This is a genomic window from Actinoplanes sp. 13, assembly GCF_056134165.1.
In genome coordinates, this window is sequence record NZ_JBVYOQ010000004.1 from 298,928 (window position 1) to 315,517 (window position 16,590).

The 16,590-nt window shown below is 72.3% G+C and carries 15 protein-coding genes and 1 pseudogene; 4 read left to right on the forward strand and 12 right to left on the reverse strand.

The features are described from left to right. Position 1: 1 nt before the first annotated feature. From AC0NH5_RS11755 to AC0NH5_RS11785, 7 genes are read right to left on the reverse strand one after another with little or no spacing between them, the layout of a single operon-like run. Entirely contained in the window at positions 2-1,024 is a 1,023-nt protein-coding gene (locus AC0NH5_RS11755; RefSeq protein WP_474402708.1) for a TolB family protein, read from the reverse strand. Then, the gene (locus AC0NH5_RS11760; RefSeq protein WP_474402709.1) at positions 1,021-2,268 is read right to left on the reverse strand and encodes an MFS transporter; all 1,248 of its coding nucleotides are present in this window, start codon (positions 2,266-2,268) and stop codon (positions 1,021-1,023) included. The genes AC0NH5_RS11755 and AC0NH5_RS11760 overlap by 4 nt, the downstream gene beginning before the upstream one ends. A gap of 14 nt (positions 2,269-2,282) precedes the next feature. Next, the gene (locus AC0NH5_RS11765) at positions 2,283-3,377 is read right to left on the reverse strand and encodes a DegT/DnrJ/EryC1/StrS family aminotransferase (protein WP_474402711.1); all 1,095 of its coding nucleotides are present in this window, start codon (positions 3,375-3,377) and stop codon (positions 2,283-2,285) included. 8 nt (positions 3,378-3,385) lie between these two features. Continuing rightward, positions 3,386-4,015, reverse strand: a complete 630-nt coding sequence (locus AC0NH5_RS11770; protein ID WP_474402712.1) for an acetyltransferase — start codon at positions 4,013-4,015, stop codon at positions 3,386-3,388. Beyond that, complete coding sequence (locus AC0NH5_RS11775) at positions 4,012-5,124, reverse strand: DegT/DnrJ/EryC1/StrS family aminotransferase (RefSeq protein WP_474402714.1); 1,113 nt, start codon at positions 5,122-5,124, stop codon at positions 4,012-4,014. Before AC0NH5_RS11775 ends, AC0NH5_RS11770 begins: the two co-directional genes overlap by 4 nt. Positions 5,125-5,132: 8 nt before the next feature. Then, a complete protein-coding gene (locus AC0NH5_RS11780) occupies positions 5,133-6,098 on the reverse strand; it encodes an NAD-dependent epimerase/dehydratase family protein (RefSeq protein WP_474402715.1) in 966 nt (321 codons plus the stop codon). Beyond that, entirely contained in the window at positions 6,095-7,219 is a 1,125-nt protein-coding gene (locus AC0NH5_RS11785) for a Gfo/Idh/MocA family protein (RefSeq protein WP_474402716.1), read from the reverse strand. Before AC0NH5_RS11785 ends, AC0NH5_RS11780 begins: the two co-directional genes overlap by 4 nt. Before the next feature lie 334 nt (positions 7,220-7,553). Here AC0NH5_RS11785 and AC0NH5_RS11790 point away from each other — a divergent pair, with 334 nt between their 5' ends. After that, positions 7,554-8,168 carry an acyltransferase gene (locus AC0NH5_RS11790; protein ID WP_474402717.1) on the forward strand — a complete coding sequence of 205 codons (615 nt, stop codon included), beginning with the start codon at positions 7,554-7,556 and terminating at the stop codon, positions 8,166-8,168. 466 nt (positions 8,169-8,634) lie between these two features. Here AC0NH5_RS11790 and AC0NH5_RS11795 read toward each other — a convergent pair whose 3' ends face one another. From AC0NH5_RS11795 to AC0NH5_RS11810, 4 genes are all read right to left on the reverse strand, one after another. After that, entirely contained in the window at positions 8,635-9,033 is a 399-nt protein-coding gene (locus AC0NH5_RS11795) for a roadblock/LC7 domain-containing protein (protein WP_474402718.1), read from the reverse strand. Beyond that, positions 9,030-9,371, reverse strand: coding sequence for a hypothetical protein (locus tag AC0NH5_RS11800; protein WP_474402955.1), 342 nt, complete (start codon positions 9,369-9,371; stop codon positions 9,030-9,032). The genes AC0NH5_RS11795 and AC0NH5_RS11800 overlap by 4 nt, the downstream gene beginning before the upstream one ends. Before the next feature lie 239 nt (positions 9,372-9,610). Then, positions 9,611-10,300, reverse strand: coding sequence for an alpha/beta hydrolase (locus tag AC0NH5_RS11805; protein ID WP_474402719.1), 690 nt, complete (start codon positions 10,298-10,300; stop codon positions 9,611-9,613). Positions 10,301-10,331: 31 nt separating this feature from the next. After that, on the reverse strand, positions 10,332-11,255 hold the full coding sequence (locus tag AC0NH5_RS11810; RefSeq protein ID WP_474402720.1) for an NAD(P)H-dependent flavin oxidoreductase: 924 nt from the start codon (positions 11,253-11,255) through the stop codon (positions 10,332-10,334). A gap of 72 nt (positions 11,256-11,327) precedes the next feature. Here AC0NH5_RS11810 and AC0NH5_RS11815 point away from each other — a divergent pair, with 72 nt between their 5' ends. From AC0NH5_RS11815 to AC0NH5_RS11825, 3 genes and pseudogenes are all read left to right on the forward strand, one after another. Then, on the forward strand, positions 11,328-13,139 hold the full coding sequence (locus AC0NH5_RS11815) for a thiamine pyrophosphate-requiring protein (RefSeq protein WP_474402721.1): 1,812 nt from the start codon (positions 11,328-11,330) through the stop codon (positions 13,137-13,139). Between the two features lie 54 nt (positions 13,140-13,193). Further along, a complete protein-coding gene (locus AC0NH5_RS11820) occupies positions 13,194-13,880 on the forward strand; it encodes a response regulator transcription factor (protein WP_474402722.1) in 687 nt (228 codons plus the stop codon). Positions 13,881-14,557: 677 nt separating this feature from the next. Further along, positions 14,558-15,442: pseudogene (locus tag AC0NH5_RS11825) on the forward strand (ATP-binding protein); the annotation flags it as partial. On the opposite strand, the gene AC0NH5_RS11830 reads toward AC0NH5_RS11825, so the two are convergent. After that, a complete protein-coding gene (locus AC0NH5_RS11830; RefSeq protein WP_474402723.1) occupies positions 15,430-16,560 on the reverse strand; it encodes an acyltransferase family protein in 1,131 nt (376 codons plus the stop codon). The pseudogene AC0NH5_RS11825 and the gene AC0NH5_RS11830 sit on opposite strands and share 13 nt — an antisense overlap. Positions 16,561-16,590: the final 30 nt, after the last annotated feature.

The following is a 16,590-nucleotide window of genomic DNA, read 5'->3' on the forward strand; positions in this document are numbered from 1 at the left end:
TTCACGGAGTGCGCACCACCGCGGGGGACCAGGCGTCCCGCACGAGGATCTGGGGGGTGCCCGAGCCGTCGGCGGGCACCTGCCACACGTCGCTCGACGCGGTACCGGCGGCCTCCCGGGCCAGGCCGTAGACGACCGTGCGGTCGTCGAGCCACTCGACCTGGTCGTCGACGCTGCGGGTCTCGGCCAGCACGGTCTCGGCGCCGGTACGCAGGTCGTACACCGCCAGTCGCCACCTGCCGGGAGGCAGGTCGCCGTGCTTCTTGAACGCCACCCGGGTCCCGTCCGGTGACAGCGACGGGCACTCCACGTCGCTGTGCAGCGCGGTGACCGCCCGCGCCGACAGGCTGCCCCGGACCAGCCAGGTCTTGCCGCCCGAGGCCGCCGTGGCGTAGAACTCGTCGTCGTCGCGGAAGGTCACACCCCACAGGTTCTTGTCCGCGGCGGTGATCACCTTGCCGTCGACCGTCAGCGTGAACTTCTCGATGTCCCCGACCACTTCGCCGTCGGTACGGGTGACGACGGTACGGGTCGAGAACTGACCGGGGTTGGCGTACGAGTCCCCGAAGACGAACGTCGTGGTGGCGGCCAGCGAACCGTCCCGGGACAGCCGGGCGCGGCTGGGGATCCCGGTGAGCGGCAGCTCACGCGCCGGTGCCCAGGAGGCGTCCAGGAGCCGAGCCTGGTACGTGGTGACCAGCCCCCGCTTCGCGGTCAGGCAGATCGCGTCCACCGCTGTCGCATAGACCCGTTCGCACGTGGCCGGTGTGAACGTGCGCGCGCCGCCCGGCGCCGTCAGTGGCACCACCGCCACCCGGCCGTACTCCGGGCCCAGCGCCGTGCTGCGGAAGACCACGTGGGGCTGGTTGCGCAGGCTTGCGAGGTCCCCGCCCTGAGCGACGGTGGGCGCCTTGGCGAGCGTCTCGGCCTGACTCTGCCGGATGTTCCACACATAGCCGCCCGCGCCGAGCACCGCGATCATCAGCACGACGGTCAGCAGGGTGATGCGCAGCCGGGTGCTCACGCCGTCTCCTCGACCCGGTCGATGCCGCGCAGCAGCACGGCCGAGGCCGGGATCGCGACGGCCAGCAAGCCCGCGAACAGCCACAGTGACCAGGCCGGACCCTGCAGGCTCCACAGCAGGCCGAAGCTGAGCGAGGAGGCGAACCGGGCCAGCGCCACCACGGTCTGGGCGGCCGCGATGCCGCTGCCCCGCGCCTCGGCCGGGATCAGCCGGCTGACCAGCGCGGGCAGCACGCCGTCCGTGGCGGCGTAGAAGACACCGAGCAGGAGCAGCACGGCGAGCGTCAGCCCGATGCCACCGGACGGCAGCGCCGCGAGCAGGTAGCAGGCGAGCAGCGCGCAGTGCCCGGCCACCAGCACGCGGGCCCGGCCCACCCGGTCGGCCAGCCGGCCCATCGGCACGGCCAGCGCCAGGTACGCGACGTTCGTACCGACGTAGAGGAGGGGGAAATAGACGGCGGCGAAGTCGTCGCGTTCCTGAAGGGTCAGGTAGAGGAAGCCGTCGCCGACGGTGAGCAGTCCGAGCAGGCCGGCGACGAGCAGCGGGCGGCGCAGGTTGCGGCCGGCGACCGCGCGGAAGGTGCGGCGCAGGCCGATCCGGGCGGTCCCGGCGGCGGTGCGCAGGTTCGGCACGAAAAGCACCAGCACGGCGACGCCGACGATGGCGAACGCGAACGACACCACCCAGATCGAGTCGTAGCTGCCGGGCACGCTCGCCAGGAGGGCGAAGGCCACCAACGGGCCGAGCGCGGCGCCGATGGTGTCCAAGGTCCGGTGCACGCCGAACGCCCGGCCCAGCATCTTCGGATCGGACGCCTCGGCGATCAGCGCGTCACGCGGTGCCGTCCGCAGGCCCTTGCCGAGGCGGTCGACCGTCACCACCGCGGTGATCGCGGCGAACCCGGTGGCGATCAGCATGGCGATCCGGCTGACCGCGGAGGCGCCGTAGCCGAGCACCGCCACCCACTTGGGCTGGCCCCCGCGGTCGCCGGCATAGCCGCCGGCGATCCGCAGGAAGGCGCTGACACCCTGGTACATGCCGTCCAGGAAGCCGTACGCGACCGGGCTCAGCCCGACCGCCGCGGTCAGGTAGAGCGGCAGAACCGAGGCCACCATCTCCGACGACACGTCGGTCAGCAGGCTGACCACGCCGAGGAGCACCACGGTCGAGGAGACCCGTTTGACGGTGCGCCCGGTCGCTGACTCCTCGCCGGAGCCGGGCCGGTCGCGCAACGAGACGTACACGATGTGTTTCCTAACTAGCTGTGCAGGGCCTTGGTCAGTTCCTCGGCCACCCGGGCCTGCTGGTCCGGGGTGATCTGCGGGTAGATCGGCAGGGACAGGATCTCCGGGGCGAGGGCCTCGGCGTTCGGGAAGGACCCGCCGAGCGACGCGAACGCGCCGGTCCGGTGCACCGGGATGGGGTAGTGGATGGCGGCGCCGACGCCCGCGGCGTTCAACGTCGCGAGCACCTCGTCGCGGCGGGCCACCCGGACGCAGTAGATGTGCCAGACGTGCTCGTTGCCGTCGAGGGTCTCCGGCAGCACGACGTCGAGGCCGGCCAGCAGTTCGTGGTAGCGGGCGGCGGCGGCCCGGCGGCGCTCGTTCCAGTCGGCGAGCCGGGCCAGCTTGGCCCGCAGCACGACCGCCTGCAGGCCGTCGAGCCGGCTGTTCACCCCGACCAGGTCGTGGTGGTACTTGCGCAGGCCGCCGTGGCTGCCGAGGGTGCGCACGGTGGTGGCCCACTCCGCGGAGGAGGTGGTGACCGCGCCCGCGTCGCCGTACGCCCCCAGGTTCTTGCCGGGGTAGAAGCTCGTCGCGGCGATGCCGTCGGCGCCGGAGCCGGCGCCGTGCCGGGTGGCGCCCTGGGACTGGGCGGCGTCCTCGACGATCGCCACGTCCCGCCCGCCGAGACCGGCGCGCAGCCGCTCGACCGGGGCGAGCTGGCCGTAGAGGTGGACCGGCACGATCGCCCGGGTGGCCGGGGTGACCGCGGCCAGCGCCGCCTCGACGTCGATCAGATAGGTGCGCGGGTCGCAGTCGACCAGCACCACCTTCGCGCCGGTGCGGGCGACCGCCTCGGCGGTGGCGATGAACGTGTTCGCCGGCAGGATCACCTCGGCGCCCGGCCCGGTGCCGACCGCCCGCAACGCCAGTTCGAGCGCGTCGGTGCCGTTGGCCACGCCCACGCAGTGCGGCAGGCCGGAGAACGTGGCGTACTCCTGCTCGAAGGCGGCCACCTCGGCGCCGCCGATGAAGGCGGTCTCCGCGATGACGCGCTTGAAGCCTGCCTCGACCTCCTCGGCCACCTCCGCGTGGGCGGCGGCCAGGTCGACGAGCGGGATGCGGGACATGGTGCTCCTCAAAGTTGACGCAGGAAACGGGCGGGGTTGCCGGCCCAGACCTCGGACGGGGGCACGTCGCGCAGCACCACCGAGCCCATGCCGATCAGGGCCCAGTCGCCCACGGTCACACCCTCGCGGACCAGGGCGCCGGCGCCGACGTACGCGCCGGTCGAAAGATTCGCCCCGCCGCCCAGCCGGACCCCGGAGGCGATCGTGACGTAGTCGTGGATCTCGTCGTCGTGGGTGAGCACGGCCTGCGGCATGACCGCCACGTGCGAACCCACCGTCACGTCCGCGGTCAGCACCGCTCCGGCGAGCAGCACGCTGCCCGCGCCGACAGTGCTGCCGGCGCCCACCACGGCGGACGGGTGCTTCACCGTGGCCCAGCGGCCGGCCGGCAGGCCGAGCCGTTCGACGATGCGCCGCCGAGCGGTGAAGTTGCGCGGGTTGCCCACGCACACCACGACGGCGGCGTCCATCTTCAGCACGCTGTCGACCGGGCCGAGGATCGGCAGGCCGGAGCGGGCGGTGCCGTGCAGGGCCGGGTCGTCGTCGACGAAACCCAGCACCTGCCAGCCCGCGTCGAGAGCGGCCGAGGCCGTCTCCCGGGCGAAGCCGCCCGCACCGACGATGACGAGCTCTCTCACCGGCCGGCCAGGCCGCGCAGCACGCCGACGATGTGCTGCTGATCCTCTTCGGTCAGCTTGTGGTGCAGCGGCAGGATCAGCGACTCCCGGGTGATCCGCTCGGTCACCGGCAGCGGCGCCGTCTCGACGCCGGCGTACGCGGGTTCGAGGTGCGCGGCCATGATGCCCCGGCGCGCCGAGACGCCCTTCGCCGCGAGCTCGGTGAGCACGTCGTCCCGCGAAGCCGCGAAGCCGTCCAGCAGCACCCAGAACGACTGGTAGTTGGTCGTCCCGTAGGCCGGGTCACGCACCGGCACCAGGCCGTCGACGTCGGCCAGCAGCTCCTGGTAGCGGGCTGCCAGCTCTCGGCGCTGGGCGACCAGGCCGGCCAGGCGGCCCAGCTGGACCAGGCCCACCGCGGCCTGGATGTCGGTCATCCGGTAGTTGAACGCGGTCTCCAGGTAGGCCTCCAGCACCGGCTGCTTGCTGGCGTGCCGGTCGGCGGCGGAGACGTTCATGCCGTGCTCGCGCAGCCGCTTGAGCCGGGCCGCGTCTTCCGGCGCGTCGACGGTGACCATGCCGCCCTCGCCGGTGGTGATCAGCTTCCGCGGGTGGAACGACCACGCGGCGACCCGGGCCCCGGTGCCGGCCGCCTGGCCGTACGCCGTGGAACCCGCCGCGCAGGCGGCGTCCTCCACCAGGCCCACGCCCCAGTCGCCGGCGGCCTTGCGCAGCGCGGCCGTGTCGAACGGCACGCCGCCCTGGTGCACCGCGATGACTGCCCGGGTGCGCGGGGTGCGCACCGCGTCGACCGTCTCCACCGTCAGGTTGCCGGTGGCCAGCTCGACGTCGGCGAAGACCGGGGTGGCCCCGACGTAGCGGACCGCGTTCGCGGTGGCGATGAACGACAGCGACGGCACGATCACCTCGTCGCCGGGCTTGATGTCGAGCAGGACCAGGGCCAGGTGCAGGCCGGTGGTGCAGGACGACACCGCGACGCCGTGCCCGGCGCCGACGGTGGCCGCGAACTCCTGCTCGAAGCGCGCGACGCGCGGCCCCTGTGCGACCCAGCCGGAGCGGATCGCCTCGGCGGCGGCCTGCGCCTCCTCCTCGCCGAGCTGGGGGATCATCACCGGGATCATCGGGAGGACCGCCACCAGTCGACGAGGCCCCGCAGGCCCTCTTCCAGGCTGAGTTCGGCCTTGAACCCGAGCCTCTCCCCGGCAAGAGAGGTACTCGCCAGGCGCCGGGTGACACCGTTGACCGCGCGGGCCGGGCCGTGCTCCGGCGCCAGGTCGGACTTCATCACGGCGCTGAGCGCCGCGGCCAGATCCTTGAGGCTGGTCTCCTCGCCGCTGGCGATGTTGAACACCTCGTCGGTGACGTCCGCGCGGGCGGCCAGGATGTTGGCCCGGGCGATGTCCGCCACGTGCACGAAGTCCATGGTCTGCAGGCCGTCGCCGAGGATCAGCGGGGGAGTGCCCGACTCGATCCGCTCCATCCAGCGGATCAGCACCTCGGTGTAGAGGCCGTGGATGTCCATCCGCGGGCCGTACACGTTGAAGTAGCGCAGGGCGACGTAGTCCAGGTCCTTCATCGCCTTGAAGCTGCGCAGCATCGCCTCGTTGAAGGCCTTCGCCGCGCCGTAGAAGGTGTCGTTGTTGTACGGGTGGTGGCGCTCCGTGGTCGGGAACTGTTCGGCCAGCCCGTACACCGAGGCCGACGACGACGCGATCAGCTTCTTGACGCCCGCCTCGGCCGCCGCCTCGACCACGTTGAACGTGCCGTCCACCAGCACCTCGTTGGCCAGCCGGGGCTCCTCCGCGCACTGCGTGATGCGGATCGCCGCCAGGTGGAAGACCAGGTCCTGGCCGGCGGTGAGGTCCCGCACCAGCGCCTGGTCGCGGATGTCGCCCTCGACCAGCCGCACCGGCCCGTTCGCCAGGGCCCAGGTGAGGTTGTGCCGCCCGCCGCGGACGAGGTTGTCGAGAACGACGATGTCGGCGGCACCGCCACGGATGAGCTCGTCGACGACGTGCGAGCCGATCGTGCCCGCCCCGCCGGTGACAAGGGCGCGCGCGCCCTCGATCTGTACCCCAGTCACGCCATGTGCCCTTCGTCCAGCTTGATCATGGTTCCGCCTTCGGTCAGGCTGCGCGAGGCGGCCTGGAGGATCGCCAGCACCCGCAGCCCGGACCGTCCGTCGGTGAGCGCGGGCGTGCCGGTGGTGATGGCGCGCGCGAACTCGTCGACCATGGTCCGCAACGCCTCGCGCTCGGTGAGAGCCGGGGCCACCATGTCGCCGGACCGGTACGAGATCAGGATGTCCCGCCGCTGCTCGTCCTCCAGTTCGGCCTCCGACGCCACGTCCACCCCCCGGTCATAGAGGGAAAGCCGCTGGCTGGGGTTCAGGTCGTCCCACACCAGGGTCCGCTTGGAACCGCCGATGATCGTGGTGCGCACCTTCACCGGGGACAGCCAGTTGACGTGCACGTGGGCGATCGCGCCGTTGCTCAGCTGCAGCGTGAGATAGGCCACGCAGGCCCGCCCGGCGCCGATGCCGTCCGCGCCGTGCGCCGCCACCGCGACCGGGCGGACCGCCGGCGGCAGCACGAAGTCCAGGATCGACAGGTCGTGCGGCGCGAGGTCCCACACCACGTCGATGTCGCGCTGCACCAGGCCCAGGTTGATCCGGACCGAGTCGAGGAAGTGCAGCTCACCCAGGTCGCCGGCGTGCAGCAGCTCACGGATGCGCAGCACCGCCGGGGTGTAGCAGTAGGTGTGGTCGCACATCAGCGTCAGCCCGCGGCGGTCGGCCTCCTCGACGAGGCGCCGGCCCTCCTCGTGGGTGGCCGCGAGCGGCTTCTCCACCAGCACGTGCTTGCCCGCCTCCAGCGCCGCCATGGCGACCGGGAGATGGGTGCCGGCCGGCGTGGCGATGGCCACGGCGTCGACCTCGGGGTCGGCGAGGACCTCGTCGAGGGAGGCCGAGACCTTGACGGTCGAGTAACCGCCGAGGACCCGGCGGGCGCGATCGACGTCCAGGTCGCACAGCCACTGCAGCCGGAACGCCGGGCTGCCCTGGAAGTTGCGGACCAGGTTGGGGCCCCAGTAACCGGCCCCGACGACGGCGATGCCGATCGGCTTGTCGGTTCCGGTCGGCTTGTGGCTTCCGTTCGGCTTGTCGGTTCCGTTCGGCTTGTCGGGCTGAGGGGTCACAGACATCCGTTTCGTTCTGGAAGCCGCGGCTTCGTCGGGAGCGGGCCGCGCCGGTGCGGGTTGTGCCGGTGCAGGAGTGGATCGTGCACGGTGGAGGGATGCGGGCGCGGCTCCGCCGGAACGCTATCGATACGTCGCCGCTGCCCGCCAGATCAGTGACGGAATTCCGGCGAAGCCGGGAGGGTCACCCGATACCTTCGGTCAACGCCGATGCCCCGCTCGGTCAGCGGACACGCCGCCCAACGGACCGACTTGGCGCGGCCGGTCGGCTTCCTGACATCGGGACGACCATGATCACGACTACCCTGAGCCGATTCCCGACCGGCCCGAGAGGACCAGCATGACCGAGGCAACGCCCGCCCGTGAGGACGTCACCGTCGCGCCGACAGCCGATGTGGACCCCCGGGCGCACATCGGTGCCGGCACGCGAATCTGGCATCTCGCCCAGATCCGCGAGGGCGCCGTCCTCGGCCGCAACTGCACCATCGGCCGCGGCGCGTACGTCGGCCCGGGCGTCGCCACCGGCGACAACGTCAAGCTGCAGAACCACGCCCTGGTCTACGAACCCGCGCGCCTCGGCGACGGCGTCTTCATCGGACCCGCCGCCGTGCTCACCAACGACGAATACCCCCGGGCCGTCACCCCGGACGGCCGCCTCAAGACCGGCGACGACTGGACCGCGGTCGGCGTCACCATCGGTGACGGCGCCTCGATCGGCGCCCGGGCGGTCTGCATCGCCCCGGTCACCGTCGGACGCTGGGCCCTGGTCGCCGCCGGGGCTGTCGTCGCCAAGGACGTGCCCGACTTCGCCCTGGTCGTCGGCGTCCCGGCGCGCCGGATCGGCTGGGTCGGCAAGGCCGGCCACCCGCTGACGGCCAAGGGCGACGACATCTGGGTCTGCCCGGAGACCGGCGCGGAATACCGCGAATCGGACGGGACGCTCACCGAAAGCTGACGCAGCGTCGTGGCCCTTCGCCAATAACACCGATGTTGTACGCCCAGCACCGGTCCCGGGGCCACACCGCGGCCGATTGCCCACTCCGGGCCGCAGCGCGACCGCCGGGCTGAAGCGGTCGGCCACCCCGGCCCGCACCTCCCCTCACGCCCCTTCACCCGCACCCAAGCGTGGGGATCTCGGGTTCTGTGCGCACCGCAAGTCCCCACGCAGGGCGTTGCGCCTGCGTGCGTGGGGATTTCGGGTTCCGTGCGCACCACAAGTCCCCACGCAGGGCGTTGCGCCTGCGTGCGTGGGGATTTCGGGTTCCGTGCGCACCGCAAGTCCCCACGCAAGCTTGGCTGTGGAACGGCCGGGACCCACCACGGGGCGGTAGTGCGCCGTGGCGGGTCCTGGGGGAGTCGCATGGTGGAACCGGGCATCGCGGGCGAGTGCCCGCGACGGCTCGGTGCGTCGAACGGAAGGTCTAACGGTGGTGCGCGGACCGCAGCTGGAGCAGGGCGGCGAGGCGGGCGGTGACCGGGCGCGCCTCCAGGTGCAGGCGGGCGATGTTGAGGCCGCCGTCGCCGATCACGACCAGCAGCGCGAGGTCGCCGATGGCGTACACCGCCAGGTAGCCGTCCTGGTTGTGGATGGTGACCTCGGCGAAGCCGCCCTGGCCGAGGACCGCCCCGGTGGTGCGGCTGATGCCGTGCGCGCCGGCCGCCAGCGCCGCGACGTCATGGGGCTCGGTGTTCGACGTGGTGTCGTAGAGGACCAGCAGGCCGTCCACGCCGGCCACCACGCAGCCCAGCACACCCGGCACCCGTTGGCGCAGGGCGGCAAGTTCGGCATGCGCCGACTGGGTGTCGCCGGGGCCTGTCATACGTCGAGGTCCGCCTCGATCTTGCGTAGCTGGTGACGGGCCAGGCCGAGGTTGGCGCGGTCCTTGGCGAGCGACAGGTAGAGGAAGAACGACTCGCCGTGCCGCTTGTTCTGCAGCAGGCGGATCAGGTGGTACTGGGTGTCGAGGGTGATCAGGATGTCCTCGATGCCGTCCTGCATGCCGAGCAGTTCCAGGGTGCGGACCTTGGCGCGGATCACGTCGGTGTTGCCGGCGGCGGCGACGTTCATGTCCATGATCTGGCCACCGCCGAGGATGCCCAGGGTCAGGCCGCTGGTGTAGTCGACGAGCGCGACGCCGATCGCACCCTCGATGTTCATCGCTTCCTTGAGGGCCGTCTCGATATTCACTGCCTGTTACTCCGTTCCGCGGTTTGCGGCCGTATGCCCCGCCGGTCATGATCAGCCGACTGTCAGCGCCAACCATGGCACGCCTTATTTACTCCGGCACTGAGCCAATGCCAGGTGGAACCGAAGGACGACGATCGACGTTCGGACGAACCAGGCCGGGGTCGCCCGAACGTCGTGATCTGCGACGTATCAACGGATGGACACGGTCTTCAGGGCCGCCACTTCCGGACCATCGCGAGGATGCCGTGTGTCACCGCACCCGGGTCGACCAGCTGATGAAGATGCCGGCCGGGGATCCGGTCGACGATCCAGCCGCGCTGCCGGGCGTCCTCGGCCACCGGCTCGTAGGGCGGCCCGAAGAGCAGATAGCCGCACGGCCGCTCGTCCCAGCCGGACGGCGCGGGCACCTCCTGCTCGTAGTAGCTCAGCGGCAGCCGCGGCTGCTCCGCGGTGACCGCCGCACGGGTCCGGGCGTCCGGGAACATCGGGGCGACCTCGGACTCGTCGAACCACGTCGTCCACTGCGGCAGCCGCCCGTCGGTGGCCATCGGCCGCAGCAGGTCCAGCTGTTCGGGCGTGACGACCGGGGTGGCGCCGGTGGGTGCCGGCAGCTTGGCGTCGACGAACACGCAGCCGGCGACGCCGCGTGGGGACGCGTCGATGATCGCCGGCACGAACAGGCCGGCATTGCTGTGCGCGACGAGCACGACCGGCTGCCCGGCCGGCAGCCGGTCGATCGTCTCGGCGACCGTCGAGGCGACCGCGGGCCAGAACGGCGGCCCGGCGTCGGAGATCCCGGTGAGCCGGGGGACGATCGCGCCGTCCAGCCGCTGAGCTATCGGCGCCCAGGTCAGCGGGCCGACCGACGGGCTGTGCACGAGAACGAAGGCGACATCCATATCCGGACGTTACGCCTGCGGGGTAGTCGGCTCAGACGGAGGTCAGCAGCCGGCGGGCGGTCTCGTACTCCGCTCTGAGGCGGGCGATCAGCTGGGCCGCCGGCTGCACCCGGTCCAGCACGCCGATGCCCTGGCCGGCGCCCCAGATGTCGCGCCAGGCCTTGGCCGCGCCGGTGCCGAAGTCCATCGCGGACGGGTCGGAGAGGGGCAGGTCGTCCGGGTCCAGTCCGGCCGCCTCGATGCTGCCGCGCAGATAGTTGCCGTGCACCCCGGTGAACAGGTTGCTGTAGACGATGTCCTTCGCACTGCTCTCGACGATCATCCGGCGGTAGGCGGGGTCCGCGTTCGCCTCGGTGGTGGCCAGGAACGCGCTGCCGACGTAGGCGAGGTCGGCGCCGGCGGCCCGCGCGGCCAGGATCGAGCGGCCGTGCGCGATCGCGCCGGAGAGCACCAGCGGCCCGTCGAACCAGGCGCGGATCTCCTGCACCAGGGCGAACGGCGACTGGGTGCCCGCGTGACCACCGGCGCCGGCGGCCACCGCGATGATCCCGTCGGCGCCCTTGTCGATCGCCTTGTGCGCGAACTCGTTGCTGATCACGTCGTGCAGGACCAGCCCGCCGTACGAGTGGACCGCGTCGTTGACCTCCGGCCGCGCCCCGAGGGAGGTGATGACGATGGGCACCCGGTGCTCGACGATCACCGCCATGTCCTCCTCCAGGCGCCGGTTGGAGCGGTGCACGATCTGGTTCACCGCGAAGGGCGCGCCGCCGGTCTCGCTCCTGATCCGGTCCAGCCATTCGCCGAGCAGGCTCGCCGGCCGCGCGTTGAGGGCCGGGAACGACCCGACGATCCCGGCGCGGCACTGCGCGATCACCAGGTCGGGTCCCGAGCACAGGAACATCGGCGAGGCGATCACCGGAAGCGACAGGCCGGCCAGCAGCGGGGGGAGTGACATGAACGGATGGTAAGGCTATATGCAACTAGTTGCATAGGGTTTGCGGCCGGGTGAGACGGGCACGCCTGAGCCATGAGCGGACGCACGGTTGCCGACCTGCTGGTGGAGCGCCTGTCGCAATGGGGGGTCGAGCGCGTGTTCGGCTACTCCGGCGACGGGATCGACGGCGTGATGGGCGCGCTGCGGCGGGCCGGCCGGCCCACGTTCGTGCAGGCCCGGCACGAGGAGACGGCCGCGTTCATGGCTGTCGGCCACGCCAAGTACACCGGTGGGCCCGGGGTCTGCGTCTCGACCCAGGGCCCGGGCGCGGTGCACCTGCTCAACGGGCTGTACGACGCGAAGCTGGACTCCAAGCCGGTGGTCGCCATCGTCGGGCAGCAGGTGTCCACGGTGCTGGGTAGCGCGTACCAGCAGGAGATCGATCTGGTCCGGCTCTTCGGTGACGTGTGCGCGCAGTTCGTCCAGCAGGCACACACCCCCGAGCAGGTGCCGATGCTGATCGACCGGGCGTTCCGCACCGCGCTGTCGACCCGCGGGCCGACCTGCGTGATCCTGCCGCACGACGTGCAGAACGCCCCGGCGCCCGACCCGGGCGCGCAGGAACACGGGGTGATGGTGACCAGTCCCGGGCTGCGGCGGGCCCGCGTCGTCCCGTACGACGAGGACCTGCGCGCCGCCGCCGACGTGCTCCGGGCCGGGGAACGGGTCGCGATCATGATCGGTCAGGGGGCGTACGGCGCTCGGCGCGAGATCGTGGCGCTGGCCGACCGGCTCGGCGCCGGGGTCACCGCCTCGCTGCTCGGCAAGCCCGTGCTCGACGAGACCCTGCCGTTCCACACCGGGGTGATGGGCCACCTGGGCACCACCGCCAGCGCCGAGCTGATGCGCGAGTGCGACACGCTGCTGCTCGTCGGCACCAACGACCCGTGGACCGAGTTCTACCCGGCGCCCGGCCAGGCGCGGGCCGTACAGATCGACATCGACGGCCGGCAGATCGGCATGCGCTACCCGATCGAGGTGCCGCTGGTCGGGGACGCCGCGGAGACATTACGCGCGCTGCTGGCCCTGATCGAGCCGGCCGGCGACCGGAAGTGGCGGGCCACGGTCGAGGACTCCGTGCGCCGCTGGCACGACCTCGCCGGGACGCGTGCCGCCGCCGCGGCCGAGCCGATGAACCCGCAGCACGTGGTCCGCTCGCTCAACGACCACCTGCCGGAGTCGGCGCGTGTCGCCGTCGACGTCGGGTCGGTCGTCTACTGGTACGCCCGCCATCTGCGCCTGCCGCCGGACGTCCCGGCCCACCTGTCGAGCACGCTGGCCTCGATGGGCTGCGGCCTGCCGTACGGCCTGGCCGCGAAACTGGACGAGCCGGGCAAGCCGGTGGTCGTGCTGACCGGTGACGGCGCCATGCAGATGACCGGGCTCGCCGAGCTGGTCACCGTCGCCGCCCGCTGGCAGCAGTGGCGCGACCCCCGCTTCGTGATCTGCGTGCTGAACAACCGGGATCTCGCCGAGGTGAGCTGGGAGCAACGGGAGACCGAGGGGGAGCCCCGGTTCGGCGATTCGCAGCAGCTGCCCGAGGTGCCCTACGCCGGGTACGCGGAACTGCTCGGGCTGCGCGGCCTGCGGGTCACGTCGCCCGGCGAGATGGCCTCCGCCTGGCAGACGGCGCTGGCCGCGGACCGGCCGGTGGTCATCGACGCCGTGGTGGACCCGGCCGTCCCGTTGCTGCCGCCCGGGCAGCCCTCCGACAAGATCGCCCCGATGTACGCCGGGCTGGCGGCCGAGGACACCCCGATGGCCCGCCGCGCGGAGGCGTACCTGCGCCGCGAGCGCGCGGACGAAGGCTACGAGGACGGGACCTCGTCGTCTCGTACCGCATAGGGATCGTCGTGATCACTCACGGTGAGATTTGCGGGGTTTTGGTTGGATCGCGGCATGCCCACCGAGATCCTGGTCGCCGAGGACAACCCGAAGCAGGCTGAGCTGGCCGGCGCCTATCTGCGCCGCGAGGGCCACCGGGTGACCTGCGTGGGCGACGGCGGCGCGGTGCTCGAGCTGTGCCGGCGGCAGACGCCGGACCTGGTCGTGCTGGACGTGATGATGCCGCTGCTGGACGGGGTGACCGTCTGCCGGGTGCTGCGCGCCGAGTCCGACGTGCCGATCCTGATGCTGACCGCGCGGACCGCGGAGGACGACATCCTGCGCGGGCTGGACGCCGGCGCGGACGACTACCTGACCAAGCCCTACAGCCCGCGGGAACTGGCCGCCCGGGTGCGTGCGCTGCTGCGGCGGTCCGGGGCGTTGCGGGCGCAGGACCAGCCGGTGCTGCGCGTCGGCGACCTGGAGGTGGACACCGGGCGGTTCGAGGTGCGTGTCGCCGGCCGGCCGGTCGCGGTGACCGCCAAGGAGTTCGGCATCCTCGAGGTGCTGGCCCAGGCGCCCGGGCGCGCGTTCACCCGCGGGCAGATCATCGAGAAGGCCTTCGGATTCGATCGGTACGTCCTGGAGCGCACCGTGGACGCGCATGTGATGAACCTGCGCCGCAAGCTGGGCGACGACCCGGCCGAGCCGCGACACGTGCAGACGGTGTACGGCCGCGGTTACCGGCTGGCCGACGAGTGAGCTTCCGGGTCCGGGTGTTCCTGCTGGTCGCGTTCGTGGCTTTCGGCGCGACCGCGACCACCGCGTTCTTCACCCTGCGGCAGGCCGGCGACCAGGTGCGCGAGGCGGCCTCCGCGTCGTGGGACACCGTCGACCTGATGCGCGAGCGGCTGCGCGCCTACGCCTGGAACCACGGCACGTGGGAGGGCGTGGCCGACGACGTCCGGTGGCTGCACGAGCAGACCGGCCAGCGGATCCGCCTGGTCGACGCCGGCGGCCAGGTGGTCGTGGACACCGACCACTTCGACGGGCGTGCCAGCCGGCCGCCCGGGCCGGACGCGGTCTTCATCGACCCGCTGCCCACGTTGCGGCTCACCACGACCGATCCCGATCCGCGGCGGACCACGCTTGCCGCGATCGCGCGGTACCGCGCCGAGACTGTGCGGGCCGCCTGCCTCACCCGGCTGGGATGGGAGCAGACCGCGGTGGCCGACGACGCCGGGGTGCCGCGGTACAAGCCGCTGGAAGCGGTCGACGAGGGGGACATGCGGAGCTGCCGGCCGCTGCCGAGCCCCGAGCATCTGAAACGGGGCGACGCCGCCGAGGTGGCCCAGTGCGTGGACGACGGCACCGAGCCGCTGGCGTCCTGCCTGGACTGGGTGTTCCGGCGGCAGCTCGCGGCCGACGAGATAGCGCCGATGCCGCTGCTGCTCACGGTGGGCGTGGCCGACGAGCCGGTCACCGTGCTGCGGTCCGGGCCGCTGCTGACCACGGCGGGCGTCGTGGCGGCGCTGGTGACCGCCGGCGCCCTGCTGATCAGCCGCCGGGTGCTCAGCCCGATCGGCTCGCTCACCGCCGCAGCGCGCCGGCTGGGCCGCGGCGACCGGGACAGCCGGGTGCCCGACGACGGCCGCGACGAACTGGCCGAGCTGGCCCGCGCCTTCAACCAGATGACCGCTTCGGTCCGCGCCGCCGAGGAGAACCAGCGCCGGCTGATCGCGGACGTCGCCCACGAGCTGCGCACCCCGCTGGCCAACCTGCGCGGCTATCTGGAGGCCATGCAGGACGGCGTGTTCGAGCCCTCACCGGAGCTGTTCGCGTCACTGCACGACGAGGTCATCCTCTATCAGCGGATCGTCGACGACCTCCAGGAGCTGGCTCTGGCCGAGGCCGGCGCGCTGGTCTACCACCGGATGCCGGTGGATCTCGCGGAGCTGATGGAGACCGCGCGGACCGCGCACGCCGCGGCGGCCGAGGCCGCCGGGGTGCGGCTGACCGTCGACACCGACGGGCCGGTGGTGGCCGAGGTGGACGCGGACCGCATCCGGCAGGCGGTGGGCAACCTGGTGGGCAACGCACTGCGGGCCACCCCGGCCGGCGGTTCGATCCGGCTGTACGCCCGGAGTGCCGCCGACCGTGCGGTGCTCCGGGTGACCGACACCGGCGAGGGCATCGCCCCGGACCATCTGCCGCTGGTCTTCGACCGACTGTGGCGTGCCGACCCGGCCCGCGGGCGCGGCACCGGCGGCAGCGGCCTGGGCCTGGCGATCGTCCGGCAGATCGTCCGCGATCACGACGGCGAGGTGTCGGTGCGCAGCAGCCTCGGCGCCGGCGCCACCTTCGAACTGACCCTGCCTTTGCCCGCCACCAGCGATTTGAGCAGCGGGGCGAGCGGTCGTTCGACGAAGCGGTGCACCGACCAGGCCACCGCCAGCAGCACCACCACCGCGCCGGAGAGCAGCACCCAGGCAGGCCACCCGGTGTAGTCGTGCGCGGTCCGCATCAACGCGTACCCGATCCGCTGGTGCAGCAGGTAGAACGGATAGGTCAGCGCGCCCGCGGTGGCCAGCCAGCGCACGTCCAGGCGATCAGTGCCGCCCAGCGCGATCACGGTCAGCAGCGCCATCGCCAGCGTGACGATCACCAGGGCCGGCGCCACCGGAACGGCGAAGCCGGGGCGCAGCTCCTGCACCCGGTCGATCACCCGGGGCACGGCGAGCAGCCAGCCGCCGCCGACCAGCGCCCACAGCCAGGGTGCCGGCCCGAACTGCCGCATCAGGCAGAGCGCCATGCCGATCGCGAAGTACGGGGCGTACCGCGGCATCACGATCGGATGTGACCAGAGCGGCAGCAGCGGCTCGGCGGCGGACAGCAGCAGCCAGATCGTCGCGAAACCGGCCATCCGCCGATAGCTGAGACCCCAGATCACCAGCAGCGCGAACAGCAGATAGAAGCGCAGCTCCGCCCAGAGGGTCCAGTACACGGTGTCGACCAGCGGCACGCCGGCCGGCTCGGCGAGCATGGTCAGATTGACCGCGATCGCGGTCGGCGTCGGCGTTCCGGCGACCGGGACGCCGCCGCTGACCGGCAGCAGCGTGACCACGGTGGCGGTGATCAGCACACAGACCCAGAACGCCGGGTACAACCGGGCGATCCGGGCGGCGGTGAACTGGCGCGGGGTTCGCCCCCAGGCGCTCACGCCGATCACGAACCCACTGACCAGGAAGAACACCTCGACGCCGAGGAAACCGTAGATCAGCACGTGACTGCCGACCGGCATGTGGTGCGCGGGCGGGTGCACCCCGTCCAGCCGCCACGAGGCCGAGAGGTGGTAACCGGCCACCGCGAGCGCGCACAGCAGGCGCAGGCCGTCCAGGGCATGCAGGCGGGGCGCCGGTCGCCGGGGCTTCGTCTCCGTCATGGCGGACAGGATCGGAAGCACCTGTGCGGA

Coding starts and splice junctions, on each gene's coding strand:
- AC0NH5_RS11815 (WP_474402721.1), top strand. CDS start 11,328: ATGAGCGGACGCACGGTTGCCGACCTGCTGGTGGAGCGCCTGTCGCAA.
- AC0NH5_RS11790 (WP_474402717.1), top strand. CDS start 7,554: ATGACCGAGGCAACGCCCGCCCGTGAGGACGTCACCGTCGCGCCGACA.
- AC0NH5_RS11820 (WP_474402722.1), top strand. CDS start 13,194: ATGCCCACCGAGATCCTGGTCGCCGAGGACAACCCGAAGCAGGCTGAG.
- AC0NH5_RS11785 (WP_474402716.1), bottom strand. CDS start 7,219: ATGTCTGTGACCCCTCAGCCCGACAAGCCGAACGGAACCGACAAGCCG.
- AC0NH5_RS11800 (WP_474402955.1), bottom strand. CDS start 9,371: ATGAACATCGAGGGTGCGATCGGCGTCGCGCTCGTCGACTACACCAGC.
- AC0NH5_RS11765 (WP_474402711.1), bottom strand. CDS start 3,377: ATGTCCCGCATCCCGCTCGTCGACCTGGCCGCCGCCCACGCGGAGGTG.
- AC0NH5_RS11830 (WP_474402723.1), bottom strand. CDS start 16,560: ATGACGGAGACGAAGCCCCGGCGACCGGCGCCCCGCCTGCATGCCCTG.
- AC0NH5_RS11810 (WP_474402720.1), bottom strand. CDS start 11,255: ATGTCACTCCCCCCGCTGCTGGCCGGCCTGTCGCTTCCGGTGATCGCC.
- AC0NH5_RS11805 (WP_474402719.1), bottom strand. CDS start 10,300: ATGGATGTCGCCTTCGTTCTCGTGCACAGCCCGTCGGTCGGCCCGCTG.
- AC0NH5_RS11795 (WP_474402718.1), bottom strand. CDS start 9,033: ATGACAGGCCCCGGCGACACCCAGTCGGCGCATGCCGAACTTGCCGCC.
- AC0NH5_RS11775 (WP_474402714.1), bottom strand. CDS start 5,124: ATGATCCCCCAGCTCGGCGAGGAGGAGGCGCAGGCCGCCGCCGAGGCG.